Below are 15,071 nucleotides of genomic sequence, written 5' to 3'. Positions count from 1 at the left end.
CCCACTTCCCCCGTCCCCGACCGAATCCACGCCCCCGCCCGTGGCCGACATGGATCCGATGACCCCATCAGAACGCCCCCTTGTCGCAGATATGTCGCATACGGCCTCCGGAAGTCCCGACGGCGTGCGGGCCACCGGCCGGTTACTCGTCTCATTGCTCGTCCAGTCCGGCCCGTACCGGCGGCGCTGGGAACGGCGGCTCGGCCGTTCCCAGCCGGACGGAGCGCTCAACAAGGCCGCCGTCGCGAAGGTGATCGCCGAGCACCTGTGGGACACCGGAGAGCGCCCCGACACCGATTCGCGCCTCGCCCGCAAGATCAAGGACCGGGTCTACCGGGCTCTCTCCGGGGACCTCATCAGCGCCGAGACCCTGACATGGTTCGTCGAGGCCTTCGGCATGACCGACAACGACCGCGAGCGGCTGTGGACGCTGCGGTTCCCCCCGGTCCGCGGGTCCGTGGGCGGCCCGGTCGTGAACACCCTGCGCCACCCCCAGTTCGTCCCGGTGCCGCAGCGCCACCGCACCGTGGCCGTCTTCGAACGCCGCATGATCGGCCCCGCCGGGACGGTCGTCGGACACCAGACCACCTCGGCGATCCTGGCCCGCGAGGACGGCGTCACCGGCTACCCGTACCGCCTCGTGCGGGGCGCCCGCGCGGTTCGCGTGCGGCACGGCGGGCGCGTCACCGCGCGGCACGAGTTCTCCGGTGCCTCACCGGTACTGGAGATCACGTTCAACACCCCTCTGCGCAAAGGGCAGGTGGCGTCTCTGGAGTACGACGTCGAGTTCGCACCGCAGGCACACCCCGCCGGTGAGTACCGCCGCGTCGCCCACTCCCGCTGCGAGAACGTCAGCATCACCGTGCAATTCGCCCCGGAGCGGCGCCCCGCACAATTATGGTGGACGGTCTGGGACGACTACCGCGGCGGCGAGATACTGCATGAGGAATCGACCCGCTTGGACGTCGAGAACTGCGCCCACCGCTTCATCCCCTATCTGGAGAACGCGGCCGTCGGCTTCCGCTGGACCTGGTGAACAGGACATCCCCTCCTCTCCCCTCGGCCACCCACGGCCAAGATGACACCCCAGTGGCAGCAATCACACCATCCGGTCACTCCAGTACCACCCCACCTCACCCCACCGAATGAGACGCAGCACGGTAGGCCGCCAATCCCCAAAAAGCGCTGGGGTTATTCGCTCGAGCGACCATCTCGGATCGCAGGGCAACTCGTTGAAGGAACATTCTTACTCCTCCCCGATCACCGCCCCGCATGGCGCGGAGACCGCCCTTACCAGGCGGCCCTCCCCCAACGCCGCTCGTTGACGGGCTTGTGATTTGGCACGGGACGGGCAGATCACCACAGCACCATTTCCGGTCGCATCCTGCTCAGCGACACTTGACGTAGACCCCGTTCGCTCTGGACAGCCCTGCACAGGACCGCCCGTGACCCCACGGCGAGTCGCCGTGGGGCGGTCAGTAGCGGGGGACGGCGGCCACAGAAGTGGCGGTGCGGATTATGGCTATGTCTCCTTCCTGGTCGGTGCGGTGGACTTGGGTGTGGAGGCGGCGGAGCAGGGTGATGGTCGCTGGCGACGGGTGGCCGTAGTCGTTGTCCTCGCCCACGGAGATCAGGGAGATGGACGCGTGGGCGGCGGCGAGGAAGCGGGGGTCCTGGCTTGGGGAGCCGTGGTGCGGAACCTTGAGGACTTGGACGTGGGGGACGGTCGTTTCCAGCACGCGTTGGGCCTCCGGTTCGATGTCGCCTGCGAGGAGTGCGCTGAAGCCCGGTTTGCGGGCGATGAGGACGACGCTGGCGTTATTGATCGTGGTGCCGTCGTCCTTCGGTGAAAGGGCCGGGCCGGCGCCGAGCGGAGCGAGGACGGTGAGGGTCAGGTCGCCGACGCGCCATTGCTGGCCTGGTTCGGCGCGGCGGGATTGGATGCCCGACGTGTAGCGCGCCTCGCGACCTGAACTGAGGGGTGTCGTCAGTACCTCGTGGACGGTGCGGTGGTGGCGGACGCCGGACGTGCCGTTGATGTGGTCGGCGTGCGGGTGGGTCAGGATCAGGAGCGGGACGTCCGTCACGTGGAGGCGCCGCAGGCACCGGTCGACGGGGCGCGGTTCCGGGCCCGTGTCCACGACGACGGCCTGGCCGGGGCCGGCAGCCAGCACCAGCGCGTCGCCCTGGCCCACGTCGCAGGCGACCATCTGCCAGCCGGGCGGCGGCCAGCCGGGAGCCATCACCCGTATGGCGATAACGGCGATCAGCACGCCGGCCATGGCCGCGGCGGCGACCAGGCGCAGGCGGCGGCTGCGCAGGATCAGGACCGCGACCACGCCCGCCGCCAGGAGCGTCGCGGCGCCGATGGCTCCGCCCGTCCAGGGGAGGGTCGCGTAGGGCAGCGCCGCGGCGGTGCGGGCTATCCAGATGATCCAGCCGACGGCCAGGCCGGCGGGCCAGATGATCAGGCGGGCGACGGGCGGTGAGACGAGGGCGGTCACGGCGCCGAGCGCGCCGAGGAGGGTGGCGGGGGCGACGGCGGGCGCGGCCAGCAGGTTCGCGAAGACGGACACGACGCCCACCTCGCCGGACAGCATCACCAGGACCGGGGCCACGGCGACCTCGGCGGCGGCCGTGACGGCGAGGGCGTCGGCGACGGGACCGGGCAGCCGGTGCGCGAGGCGTTCCCGCCACGACGGGGCCAGGACCAGCAGCCCGGCCGTGGCGAGGACGGAGAGCGCGAACCCGTAGGAGCGCGCGAGCTCGGGGTCGATCAGGACGAGGAGAAGGACGGCGGCGGCCAGCGCGGGCAGCCCCTGGCGTTCCCGGCCGGTGACCAGCGCCAGCAGGCCGATCATGCCCATCACCGCCGCCCGCAGGACGCTCGGTTCCGGCCGCGCGACGACCACGAAGGCCAGGACCGCGAGGACGGCCACGGGCGGGGCGCGGCGGCGGCCGAGGCCCGCGAGGCGGCACAGCCCGAGGACCGCGCCGACGACGATCGCCAGGTTCGCACCCGAGACGACGAGGAGGTGGGTGAGCCCGGCGGTGCGGAAGTCCTCCGCCAGCGCGGGGTCGAGGCGGGAGGTGTCGCCGACGACCATGCCGGGCAGGACGCCGCGCCGGTCGGGCGGCAGCCGGTCCACCGCGGCCCGCAGCCTGGCCCGCACGTGCTCGGCGGCCCGCTGCGGCGCGGACGGCGGGCCGAGGACGGCGGGCGGCCCCCGGACGATCACGACCGCGGCCAGCAGACCTCCTCCCTTGGGCGGCACGAACCGTCCGCGCAGCCGCACCCGCTGGCTGGGAACGAGGCGCAGCCAGCGCGGATCGGCGGCGATGAGCAGCACCGGGACACGAACCTTCACCCGCCGCACCGCCTCCGCCCGCGCCCTAATGGTGATCATCGGACGGGCATGCCCCGGCTTCGCCTGCGGGTCCCCGGTCACCACCGCTTCGGCTGCGGCGAACCGCCCGGCGCGTGCCAGGTCGTGCACCGGCCCGCCGGCCACGGCCGTCATCCGAAGCGCCACCCCGCACGCCGACGCCGCCGCACACGCCAGCACGATCCCGGCGACCCGCCGCCTGGCCGCTGCGCGCGCGCCATAGCCGCGATGGCGCCGCCCGCCAGAATCGGCGCCCCGCCCACGCGCACTCGACGTTCCCGACCGTCCAGGCCACGGGAGGACCGCACGTAAGGCCGCTCTCCCCTGCCCCGCTCGCCGCCCGCCGGGCACGCCCCCGCCCACGCCGCAGTAGCGATCTCGCGCTGTGCCGAGATGAAGGGACGGTGTGCCGCCGCTCCCTCCGCCAGGACGACCGCGCGCAGGCGCCACACCGTGTGGCGAGGCGGCGTCACCCGACTCGTCGGGCCGGCAGCGCTGAGCCCGCAGCCCGTCAGGCTGCGGGGAACCGCACGCTCCGACAGGGCCACGTGCGGGTAGCGCGGCGCGAGGGCGGGTGGTGTCGCTTGAGTCGCAACAGCGGCGAGGCGGGGACGGCGCGTCCTCCGATGGCAGGGGGGCGCCCGGCTCGTTGGGACGGTCCCGTTCGGGGCGGGTGGCGCGGGGGCGGGTGGTGTTGTTTGGGTCTTGAGGGGCTGGGTGTGGTGATTGGTGGCGGCGGGGGGCCAGTAGGTAGAGGGATGTCAGGGCTGCTGTGGCGGCCAGTGCGTAGGTGAGTTGTGGAGGGAGGGCCAGGGTTGTCGCGGCCGTCAGCCAAGTTGCTAGCGCGGGGAGGAGTAGGCGGATGTCGTGGGTCATACGCGGACCAGGGGTTTCAGGTCGGCGAAGCGGTGGGCGCCTATGCCGCTGACCTCCTGGAGTTGCCCGACCGAGCGGAAGCCGCCGTGCTGGGTGCGGTAGGCGACGATGCGCTGGGCGAGGACGGGGCCCACGCCGGGGAGGTCGTCGAGCTGGTCGGGGGTGGCAGTGTTGAGGTCGAGCGGTGTGCCGGGCGCTCCGGAGGCGGACGCGGCCGGTGCCGGTGCCGAGGTCGGGCGCGGGATGCCCACCGGGATCTGTTCGCCGTCGACGAGTTTGCGGGCCAGGTTGAGCGCGCCGGTCTTGGCGCCCCGGCGGACGCCGCCTGCGGCCTTGATCGCTTCGGCGACCCGGGAGCCGGACGGGAGGGTGACCACGCCCGGGTGCTTCACCTTGCCGAGGACGTGGACGACCACCGAGGAGGAGGCCGCCGCCGGAGTCGCGGAGACGGCGGGGCGGGGGTCGGTGAGCGTGGCGCTCGCCACCGGGGCCGCGGACGCCTGCGGGCGCGGGCGTGCGAGCCAGAGATAGCCGGCCGCGACCAGGGCCGCGACCACGCCGATGAGGACGAGCGTCCGGACGTGGGACCGTTCGGGCGTGGCGCGCAAGCGGGCCGCCGGCGGCGCGTCGGGCGGTGCGTCGGGTGGTGCGTCGGGTGGTGCGTCGGGTGGTTTCAGCCTCCCCATGAGGGTGTGCAGGCGGTCCTGCGTGTCGGGTCTCATGCCGTCCGACGCTAGGGAGGCGGGAAGGGCGTTCGCCGCACCTGCGGGAATTGTGGATAACTCGGCGCTGCGGCGAAGCCCGCCGTGTACGGGACGGATGCGTCGTCAGAGGTGCGGGGCCACCACTACGCCGAGCATGCCTGGGCCCACGTGGGCGCCGATGACCGGGCCCACCTCGCCTACGTAGACGTCCTCCACGTGGGGGATGCGTTCGCGGAGGCGGGCGGCGAGGGTTTCGGCGCGGGCCGCGGCGAAGAGGTGCTGGACGCCCAGGTCGACCGGGCGGTCCCCTGCCTCGGCGACGGCGAGTTCTTCGAGGCGGGCGAGCGCGCGGGAGGACGTGCGCACTTTCTCCAGCGGCGCTATCCGTCCACCGGCGATGTCCAGGAGGGGCTTCACCATGAGCGCCGAGCCCAGGAGCGTGGCGGCGGCGCCGATCCGGCCACCGCGCCGCAAATGCTCAAGGGTGTCGACGTAGATGAGGGAGCGGGTCAGTTCGGCCCGGCGGACCGCGGCGGACGCGGCCGACTCGGCGGTGCCTCCCGACAGGGCGGTGGCGGCGGCGGAGAGGGCGGCGAAGCCGAGCCCCATGCCGATGGTGCCGCTGTCGATGACCGTCACGGGCACGGGTGCGTCGCGGGCCGCGAGACGTGCGGCCTCGACCGTCCCGGACAGGGCTGACGAAAGATGCACGGAGACGATGTGGCCGGCGCCCGACGAGGCGGCGGCCTTGTAGACCTGGGCGAAGCGTTCCGGCGCTGGACGCGAGGTCGTGATGGGCCGCCATTCCTTCAGCGCCTGCGCGGCTTCGGCGGCGCTGATGTCCCCTTCGTCGCGGGTGGCGCCGCCCACGGCGATCTGCAGCGGGACGACGGTCAGCCCGTGCCGTTCGGCGAGCCCGGCCGGGAGGTAGGCGGTGGAATCCGTGACCACCGCGACCGCACTGCCCATGGTGGCGACCCTACCCGCCGCCGTGGCGGGAGGTCAGGGCTGGACGGGCACGCCGCCGCGCCAGATGCGCAGCGCCCGCAGGCCGAACGCCCATGCGAACGCGCCCTCGTGGTCGGCGTCCCACAGGACGATGTCGGCGAGCATCCCGGGCGCGAGCGAGCCGCGGTCGCCGACGCGCAGCGCGGCGGCGCCGCCGAGCGTGGCGGCGCGCAGGGCCTCGGTCACGCTGAGCCCGAACATGGCGACCGACAGCCCGATGACGAGCGGCATCGAGGTGATGCCGCACTGCCCGGGGTTGTGGTCGGTGCCGAGGGCGACGGTGACGCCGCGGTCGAGCATCTGCCGGACGGGCGCCGGCGCGCGGCTGCTGTTGAGCGAGCTGCCGGGGCAGACGGTGGCGGTGACGCCGGCGTGCGCGAGGGCCTTGATGTCGTCGTCGTTGGCCTGGGTGAGCAGGTCGGCGGAGGCGCAGCCGACCTCGGCGGCGACCTGCGCGGCGCCGACGCGCTCGTTGGCGCAGGCGTGCATGCGGGCCTTCAGCCCGGCGCGCTTGCCGGTGAGCAGCAGGGCGCGGGCCTCCTCGGCGGTGAAGTGGCCCTCGTCGCAGTAGACGTCGATGGAGTCGGCGCCGGCCACGGCGGCGTCGCCGGCCCACAGCCGGACGGCCTCGATGTAGTCGCGGCGGCGGCCGAAGAACTCGGGCGGCAGGATGTGCGCGGCGAGGAACGTCGCGTGGATGCGCGGCATGGACGGCTCGCCCTCCAGCGACCGCAGCATCCGGATGTCGGCGAGCTCGCCGTCGCGGGTGAGGTGGTAGCCGGTCTTGGCCTCGACGGTGGTGGTGCCGGCGAGGATCCACTGGCGGAGGCGCTCGCGGACGCCGTTGCACAGCGTCCAGGGGTCGGTTCCCCGGGTGACGGTCACGGTGGAGTTGACGCCGCCGCCCGCCGCGGCGATGGCGGAGTGGGACGACCCGCTGGTGCGCATGGCGAGCTCGGCCCACCGGTTGCCCGCGTAGACGGGGTGGGAGTGCGCGTCGATGAGACCGGGCGTGACGAGGCCGCCGCCGAGGTTCTCGACGTGGTCGACGTCCACGATGTCGTCGATGATGCCGGGGACGCTCTGCGGGAGGTCGGACGCGGGCCCGGCCCAGACGATCCGGTCGTCGTGGATGAGCACCGCGGCGTTGCTGCAGACGTCGGTGCCCGTCCAGAGCCTGCCGATGTTCGTCAACAGCCGTACCGTCATAGGGTCACCGACCTGCGTGGAGGCGTGCGCGCTGCCGCGCGGAATGGCGCTGGAGCGGGCCGACCGCCCTCGTTCCAGTGTTCGGACCTGCCATGGCCACCTGCTCTCGATCCGAAACACCGACTGGGTGCCGGCGGTCATGCTCACCGTGGGAGGGTCGCGTGGCCGGGCGGCCACCGCTGGCGACGAGACCGGAGATATCGGTTTCGTCACGGTAGTGCACCGGACGCCCGTCCGACAACCTCTCGTCGTACCGCATCGCCGACCATCACCCCGCCCCTAGCCCTTAGACCGTACGGGTTTCAACCGGTCCGTCAAGCGGATTGGACAAGCTGTCACCGTTCGGCGACCCGGATGGCCCTCCGGCCGCTTTCAGGGCGTCCCACAGACGCAATTTAGGCCACGACGAAACGTCTGGCCTCCGGGTTTCCCCGGAGGCCGGACGATTTCGAGCCGCTTCCGGCTCACTGGCGAGCCGCTTCAGGCCGCCGGCGAGCCGCTTCAGGCCGCCGGCGAGACGGTTCAGGCCGTGGGCGAGACCGTCTCGTACTGCGCGAGTTCCCCCGCGAGCCCGGCCGGCACGCGCGCGTGCAGGACGGTGCCCTCGGCGATGTGCTCCTGCTTGAGCACCTCGCCGCGCTCGTGCATCTGCGCGACGAGGTCGCCGCGCTCGTAGGGCACCAGGACGTGGAGTTCGCTCTCCAGCCCCGGCAGGTCGGCCTCGACGGCCGCGCGCAGCTCCTCGATGCCGAGCCCGGTGCGGGCGGACACGACGACGCTGTGCGGCTCGCGCCGCTGCAGCCGCGCGATCGTCAGGTCGTCGGCCGCGTCGGCCTTGTTGATGACGATCAGCTCGGGGATCTGGTCCGCGTCGATCTCGCGCAGCACCTCGCGGACGGCGTCGATCTGCGCCTCGGGGTCGGGGTCGGAGCCGTCCACGACGTGCAGGATCAGCCCCGCGTCCGTGACCTCCTCCAGCGTCGACCGGAACGCCTCGACGAGCTGGTGCGGCAGGTGCCGGACGAACCCGACCGTGTCGGCCAGCGTGTAGACGCGGCCGCCGGGCGTCTCGGCGCGCCGGACGGTCGGGTCGAGGGTGGCGAACAGCGCGTCCTCCACCAGCACCCCGGCGCCGGTCAGCCGGTTGAGCAGGGACGACTTGCCCGCGTTGGTGTAGCCGGCGATGGCGACGGCGGGCACGGCGTTGCGGCGGCGCTCGCCGCGCTTGGTGTCGCGGGCCTTGGACATCCCGGCGATCTGCCGGCGCAGCTTGGCCATCCGGGTGCGGATCCGCCGCCGGTCCAGCTCGATCTTGGTCTCGCCGGGGCCGCGGCCGCCGATGCCGATGCCGCCGGCGGCGCGCCCGCCGACCTGCCGGGACAGGTTGCCGCCCCAGCCGCGCAGCCGCGGCAGCAGGTAGTTGAGCTGCGCCAGCTCGACCTGCGCCTTGCCCTCGCGGCTCTTGGCGTGCTGGGCGAAGATGTCGAGGATCAGCGCGGTCCGGTCGATGACCTTGACCTGGACGGTCTCCTCCAGGTGCCGCAGCTGGCTCGGGGCCAGCTCGCCGTCGCAGATGACGGTGTCGGCGCCGGTGGAGATCACGACGTCGCGCAGCTCCGCGGCCTTGCCGGAGCCGATGTAGGTGGCGGGGTCGGGCCGGGACCGGCGCTGGACGAGCCCTTCGAGCACCTCGGAGCCCGCGGTCTCGGCGAGCAGCGCCAGCTCGCGCAGTGAGTTGTCGGCCGCCTCGGCCGTGCCCTCCGTCCAGACGCCCACGAGGACGACCCGCTCCAACCGCAGGGCGCGGTACTCGACCTCGGTGACGTCGGTCAGCTCGGTGGACAGCCCGGCGACGCGGCGGAGCGCCCGGCGGTCCTCCAGGTCGAGCTCGCCCGTCAGGGGCTCGTGCTCGAACTCGTCCTGGGTGGTCTGGAACTCGGTCTGGTCTGAAGAGAAAGGTTGAGTCATATGTCCTCGGTAGAACGCCGCCTCGCGGCCGTATCTTCCCGGCGATCGTCTCACGCACCGTCCCCACTGGTCACCCGGTTATCACCATGGTTTCCGCCCTGGGTTGACCCATGCGCGCGCGGGGAGGTCCTCCGGTGGCACCCGCTTTGACCGGGCCGCGCACCGCCGAGTACCGTTCTCCACATAACAGAAGTCGAATTTCACCAGACGAAAGGTCAGGGACGATGGCTGGACTGGAAGGCATCGAGGTCACCGGACCCCTCGGCGATCGGTACGCGGAGATCCTGACCCCCGAGGCGCTCGGCCTGCTCGCCGCCCTCCAGCGCGAGCTGGGCGCCCGCCGCAAGGAGCTGCTGGAGGCCCGCGCCGAGCGCCAGCGCAGGCTCTCGGCGGGCGGGACGCTGGACTTCCTGCCGGAGACCGCGAGCGTCCGCGGCGACGACTCGTGGCGTGTCGCCGACCCCGCGCCCGGCCTGGTGGACCGCCGTGTCGAGATCACCGGCCCCACCGACCGGAAGATGACGATCAACGCGCTGAACTCGGGCGCGAAGGTGTGGCTGGCCGACTTCGAGGACGCCAACACCCCGTTGTGGAACAACATGATCGAAGGGCAGCTCAACCTGCGGGACGCCCTCGACCGCACCATCGACTTCACCGACGACAAGAGCGGCAAGACCTACGCGCTCAAGGCCGACGAGGAGCTCGCGACCGTCGTCGTCCGGCCGCGCGGCTGGCACATGGACGAGAAGCACCTCCTCGTCGACGGCGAGCCCATGTCGGGGTCGCTGTTCGACTTCGGCCTGTACTTCTTCCACTCGGCGCGCCGGCAGCTGGCCAAGGGCAAGGGTCCCTACTACTACCTGCCGAAGATGGAGAGCCACCTCGAGGCGCGGCTCTGGAACGACGCGTTCAACCTCGCCCAGGACCACCTGGAGATCCCGCGCGGCACGATCCGCGCGACCGTGCTGATCGAGACGATCCCGGCCGCGTTCGAGATGGAGGAGATCCTCTACGAGCTGCGCGACCACTCGGCGGGCCTGAACGCCGGCCGCTGGGACTACCTCTTCTCGGTCATCAAGAAGTTCCGCGACCGGGGCGCCGAGTTCGTCCTCCCCGAGCGCAACGCCATCACGATGACCGCGCCGTTCATGCGCGCCTACACCGAGCTGCTCGTCCGGACCTGCCACAAGCGCGGCGCGCACGCGATCGGCGGCATGGCGGCGTTCATCCCGTCCCGCCGGGACGAGGAGGTCAACAAGGTCGCGCTGGAGAAGGTCCGCGCCGACAAGACCCGCGAGTCGGGCGACGGCTTCGACGGCTCCTGGGTCGCGCACCCCGACCTCGTCCCCGTCTGCCGCGAGGTGTTCGACGGCGTCCTCGGCGACGAGCCGAACCAGCGCGGCCGGCTCCGCGAGGACGTGTCCGTCTCCGCCGCGGACCTGCTGAACATCAAGGCCACGCCCGGCGACATCACCGAGGCCGGCGTCCGCAACAACATCGACGTGGCGCTGCGCTACCTGGCGACCTGGCTGGACGGCGCCGGCGCCGTCGCCATCCACAACCTGATGGAGGACGCGGCCACCGCCGAGATCTCCCGCTCCCAGGTGTGGCAGTGGATCTACAACGGCGTCTCCACCGCCGAGGGCAGGAAGATCACCAAGGAGTGGGTCGAGCAGCTCCTGGACGAGGAGCTCGGCAAGATCCGCGCCGAGCTGGGCGCGGCGTACAACGAGCCCCGCTACGACCAGGCCGTGACCCTCTTCAAGGAGGTCACCCTGGCCGACGAGTACTCCGAGTTCCTCACCACCCCGGCCTACCAGCAGTTCCCGTAGGACCCGGAGCGGGGCGGGGCTTCCGGCGGGGGCTTCCAGGCGGGATCTTGCGGCGGATCCGCGTGCGGGGGATCGTGGAGAGGATGGAGACGATGCTCACGGCGCTGCAGGCCCGGCTCGCGGCGGTGCTCGGTGCGGAACGGGTGATCACCGACCCGGTGCGGCTGCGCACCTACGAGTGCGACGGCCTCACCAACCACCGGTCGACACCCGGGATCGTCGTGCTGCCCGAGACCGCCGGGCAGGTCGCGGCGATCGTGCGCGAGTGCGCGGCGGCGGGCGTGCCGTATGTGGCGCGCGGGTCGGGGACGGGCCTGTCCGGCGGGGCGCTCCCCCGCACGGACGGCGTGCTGATCGTCACGTCCCGGATGCGCCGCATCCTGGAGATCGACATCCCCGGTCAGCGGGCGGTGGTGGAGCCCGGCGTGATCAACCTGGACGTGACGCGGGCCGTCCGGCCGTACGGGTACTACTTCGCGCCGGACCCGTCCAGCCAGCAGATCTGCTCGGTCGGCGGGAACGTGGCGGAGAACTCCGGCGGGGCGCACTGCCTGAAGTACGGGTTCACCGCGCACCACGTCCTGGCCTGCGAGGTCGTCACCCCCGACGGCGAGTTGGTCGAGCTTGCGGCGGACGCGCCCGGCTACGACCTGCTCGGCGTGTTCGTGGGGGCCGAGGGCACGCTCGGCATCACCACCAAGATCACGGTGCGGCTGACGCGCGTCCCGGAGACCGTGCAGACGCTGCTGGCGGCGTTCGACTCGGTCGAGGCGGGCGGCACGGCGGTGTCGGCGATCATCGGGGCGGGCGTCGTCCCGGCCGCGATCGAGATGATGGACGCCCTCGCCATCGAGGCGGCCGAGGCGGCGGTGCGCTGCGAGTACCCGGCGGGCGCCGCGGCGGTGCTGATCGTGGAGCTGGACGGCCCGGACGCCGAGGTCGCCGCCCAGTTCGCCGACGTGGAGCGGCTGTGCCGGGACGCGGGCGCGTTCGAGATCCGGATCGCCGCCGGCGACGAGGAGCGGGCGCTGATCTGGAAGGGCCGCAAGTCGGCGTTCGCGGCGGTCGGGCGGATCAGCCCCGCCTACCTCGTCCAGGACGGCGTCATCCCGAGGACGGTGCTGCCGCAGGTCCTGGCGAGCATCGACGCGCTGTCGGCCGAGTCCGGCGTCCGGGTCGCGAACGTGTTCCACGCGGGCGACGGGAACCTGCATCCGCTGGTGCTGTTCGACGACGCGGAGGAGGGCGCCGAGGAGCGCGCCGAGACGGTGTCGGGCGCGATCCTCGACCTGTGCATCGAGCACGGCGGCTCGATCACCGGTGAGCACGGCGTGGGCGTCGACAAGGCCCGGTACATGCCGCGCATGTTCACCGACACCGACCTGGACACGATGCAGATGGTCCGCTGCGGGTTCGACCCGGCGGGGCTGTGCAACCCGGGGAAGGTCTTCCCCACGCCGCGACTGTGCGGCGAGGTTCCCGGCAAGCGCAAGGGCCCCCACCCGTACGAAGGAAAGGCGGACATCTTCTGATGCGCCCCCTGGACGCCCTCGCGAAGCTCTGCGCCGACGTACGCCCCGGCGAGCCCGCGGAAGGCGTGCTCGGTGTCGAGCCCGCGCTGGTCGCCGCCCCGAAGGACCTCGCCGAGGCCGCCGACGTCATGCGCGTCGCCGCCGAGAAGGGCCTCGCCGTCGTCCCGCGCGGGGCCGAGACCCGCCTGGACTGGGGGACGCCCCCCGAGCGCTGCGATCTGCTCGTCGACACCCACCGGCTGGACGGGCTCGTCGAGCACACCGCCGGCGACCTCGTCGCCAAGGCGGAGGCGGGGCTGCCGATGGACGTGCTCGCCGAACGGCTCGCCGAGCACGGCCAGCGGCTCGCACTGGACGTCCCGCTGCCCGGCTCGACGGTCGGCGGGACGATCGCGAGCGGCGCAGCCGGCCCGCTCCGCACGCTGTACGGGACGCCCCGGAGCCTGGTCATCGGCCTCACGGTCGTCCGGGCGGACGGCCAGGTCGCGCGGTCGGGCGGCAAGGTCGTCAAGAACGTCGCCGGGTACGACCTCGGCCGGCTCTTCTCCGGCTCGTTCGGCACCCTGGGCCTGATCGTGGAGGCGACGTTCCGCCTGCATCCCGTGCCCGCCGCGTCCACGCACGTGACGTGTGCCGTGAGCGGCCCGGAGGATGCGCACGACGCCGTCCAGAGCGTCCTGCACTCCCCTGTCGCGCCCAGCGCGGTCGAATACATCGGACCGGGAACGGTCTCGGTGCTTCTGGAGGGCGTACCGGAGGGTGTCGCCGCGCGCGCTCGGCAAACGGCAGAGCTGCTCGGCGAGAACACCGAAATCGCCGAATCCGCACCAGACGGGTGGGGACGCTACCCCGAGGGCACCACGCTTATCGACATCGGCGCCCCGCCGCCGTCCCTCCGCGAGTTGCTCACCCTGCTGGGACCGGACGCCGCCATCACCTGGAGTGGAAGCGGGCACGGTCATGTGGGTCTCGCCCCTGAGATGACGCCGGACGAAGTGGCGGACGTCCTAGGGCGACTACGTGACGTACTGGGCCGGCATCGCGGCCACGCCGTCGTCCGCTACGCCCCCGAAGAGGTGCGCGGCGAGATCGACCTGTGGGGGCCGGTTCCGGCGCTCACGCTCATGCGGCGTGTGAAAGACCAGTTCGACCCGGATCACAGGCTGTCCCCCGGCCGCTTCGTGGGAGGTATTTGATGGGCACCCAGGACGACCTCCCGAATCTCCTCAACGACTGCGTCCACTGCGGTTTCTGCCTGCCCACATGCCCGACGTACGTGCTGTGGGGCGAGGAGATGGACTCCCCCAGGGGCCGCATCCACCTGATGCAGCAGCACGTGGAGGGCGAACCGCTCAGCGGGCCGATGGTCGAGCATTTCGACGCCTGCCTCGGCTGCATGGCATGCGTGACGTCCTGCCCGTCCGGCGTCCAGTACGACCGTCTCATCGAGATCACCCGCGCCAACGTCGAGAGCGAGCATCCGCGCTCGCTGAAGGAGCGGGCCATCAGGGAGATGGTCTTCCATCTGTTCCCGTACAAGCGGAGGCTGCGCGCTCTGCGCGGACCCCTGCGCGCGTACCAGAAGTCGGGTCTGGAGCGTCTCGTCCGGCGCAGCGGGATCCTGGAGCGCCTGTCGCCGTCGATCGCGGCGATGGAGCGGCTCGCGCCGCCGCTTGGCAGGGCCCCGCGGCTGCCCGAGCGGGTCGCCGCCCGCGGCGGGCGCCGTGCCACGGTCGGGATGCTGACCGGCTGCGTGCAGAGCGAGTTCTTCCCCGGCGTCAACGCCGCCACGGCCCGCGTCCTGGCCCTGGAGGGCTGCGACGTCGTCATCCCGCGGGACCAGGGGTGCTGCGGGGCGCTGTCCATGCACTCCGGGCGCGCCGGCGAGGCCCGCGCCTTCGCCCGCCGGACGGTCGAGACGTTCGAGGCCGTCGACGTGATCGTGGTGAACTCGGCGGGCTGCGGCTCGGCGATGAAGGAGTACGAGACGCTGCTCACGGACGACCCCGCGTGGGCGGAGCGCGCGAAGGCGCTCTCGGCGAAGACCCGGGACCTCGCCGAGTACCTCGTGGAACTCGGGCCCCGCGCGGAACGGCGGCCACTTCCGGTCACCGTCGCCTACCACGACGCCTGCCACCTCGCCCACGCCCAGGGCGTGCGCAGCCAGCCCCGCGCGCTGCTGGCCGCGATTCCCGAGCTCACCGTCCGGGAGATCGCCGAACCGGACATCTGCTGCGGCTCCGCGGGAACCTATAACCTGTTCCAGCCGGAGGCCGCCGGTGAACTCGGCGACCGCAAGGCGGTGAACGTGGACGCCACCGGAGCCGAACTACTGGTCGCCGCCAACCCCGGCTGCTCGATGCAGATCGCCACCGCGCTGCGCCGGCGCGGCGCCGGCATCGCGGTCGCGCACACCGCGCAGGTGCTGGACGCCTCCCTGCGGGGGCTCGGCCGCGACGCCCTCGTCGCGCGCCCTTCGTAACCCGCAGGCCCCGACCACCGCCGATCCGGGGGGCCACGCCGATCCGGGCGTCCTGTATCGTGTGCCCGCCGTCG

The 15,071-nt window shown here is 72.5% G+C and carries 10 protein-coding genes; 5 read left to right on the top strand and 5 right to left on the bottom strand.

The features are described 5' to 3' along the window. The first annotated feature begins 91 nt into the window (after nt 1-91). Nucleotides 92-1,036, top strand: a complete 945-nt coding sequence (locus ABZ806_RS06285; RefSeq protein ID WP_500215777.1) for a hypothetical protein — start codon at nt 92-94, stop codon at nt 1,034-1,036. Nucleotides 1,037-1,475: 439 nt separating this feature from the next. On the opposite strand, the gene ABZ806_RS06280 is transcribed toward ABZ806_RS06285, so the two are convergent. From ABZ806_RS06280 to hflX, 5 genes are all read right to left on the bottom strand, one after another. Then, nucleotides 1,476-3,521 (bottom strand): ComEC/Rec2 family competence protein, encoded by a 2,046-nt coding sequence (locus ABZ806_RS06280; protein WP_500215776.1) that lies wholly within the window; start codon nt 3,519-3,521, stop codon nt 1,476-1,478. 737 nt (nt 3,522-4,258) lie between these two features. Beyond that, nucleotides 4,259-4,984 carry a ComEA family DNA-binding protein gene (locus ABZ806_RS06275; RefSeq protein ID WP_500215775.1) on the bottom strand — a complete coding sequence of 242 codons (726 nt, stop codon included), beginning with the start codon at nt 4,982-4,984 and terminating at the stop codon, nt 4,259-4,261. A 105-nt stretch (nt 4,985-5,089) separates the two neighbouring features. Further along, entirely contained in the window at nt 5,090-5,935 is an 846-nt protein-coding gene (locus ABZ806_RS06270; protein WP_500215774.1) for a DegV family protein, read from the bottom strand. Nucleotides 5,936-5,968: 33 nt separating this feature from the next. Further along, nucleotides 5,969-7,183, bottom strand: a complete 1,215-nt coding sequence (gene hutI / locus ABZ806_RS06265) for an imidazolonepropionase (RefSeq protein ID WP_131939124.1) — start codon at nt 7,181-7,183, stop codon at nt 5,969-5,971. 522 nt (nt 7,184-7,705) lie between these two features. Continuing rightward, a complete protein-coding gene (gene hflX, locus ABZ806_RS06260) occupies nt 7,706-9,151 on the bottom strand; it encodes a GTPase HflX (protein WP_500215773.1) in 1,446 nt (481 codons plus the stop codon). Nucleotides 9,152-9,375: 224 nt separating this feature from the next. On the opposite strand from hflX, the gene aceB reads away from it, so the two are divergent. The 4 genes from aceB (at nt 9,376) to ABZ806_RS06240 (ending at nt 14,997) form a co-directional block, all read left to right on the top strand. Continuing rightward, nucleotides 9,376-10,983, top strand: a complete 1,608-nt coding sequence (gene aceB / locus ABZ806_RS06255; RefSeq protein WP_500215772.1) for a malate synthase A — start codon at nt 9,376-9,378, stop codon at nt 10,981-10,983. A gap of 83 nt (nt 10,984-11,066) precedes the next feature. Then, on the top strand, nt 11,067-12,515 hold the full coding sequence (locus ABZ806_RS06250) for an FAD-linked oxidase C-terminal domain-containing protein (RefSeq protein ID WP_500215771.1): 1,449 nt from the start codon (nt 11,067-11,069) through the stop codon (nt 12,513-12,515). Further along, on the top strand, nt 12,515-13,711 hold the full coding sequence (locus tag ABZ806_RS06245) for an FAD-binding oxidoreductase (RefSeq protein ID WP_500215770.1): 1,197 nt from the start codon (nt 12,515-12,517) through the stop codon (nt 13,709-13,711). Before ABZ806_RS06250 ends, ABZ806_RS06245 begins: the two co-directional genes overlap by 1 nt. After that, nucleotides 13,711-14,997 carry a (Fe-S)-binding protein gene (locus ABZ806_RS06240; protein WP_500215769.1) on the top strand — a complete coding sequence of 429 codons (1,287 nt, stop codon included), beginning with the start codon at nt 13,711-13,713 and terminating at the stop codon, nt 14,995-14,997. The genes ABZ806_RS06245 and ABZ806_RS06240 overlap by 1 nt, the downstream gene beginning before the upstream one ends. Nucleotides 14,998-15,071: the final 74 nt, after the last annotated feature.

The sequence above is a fragment of the Spirillospora sp. NPDC047418 genome (genome assembly GCF_040643275.1).
In the GTDB taxonomy this organism is placed as follows: Bacteria; Actinomycetota; Actinomycetes; order Streptosporangiales; family Streptosporangiaceae; genus Spirillospora.
The sequence above is the reverse complement of the archived record's forward strand: the minus strand, read 5'-3'. Positions and strand labels throughout refer to the sequence as shown.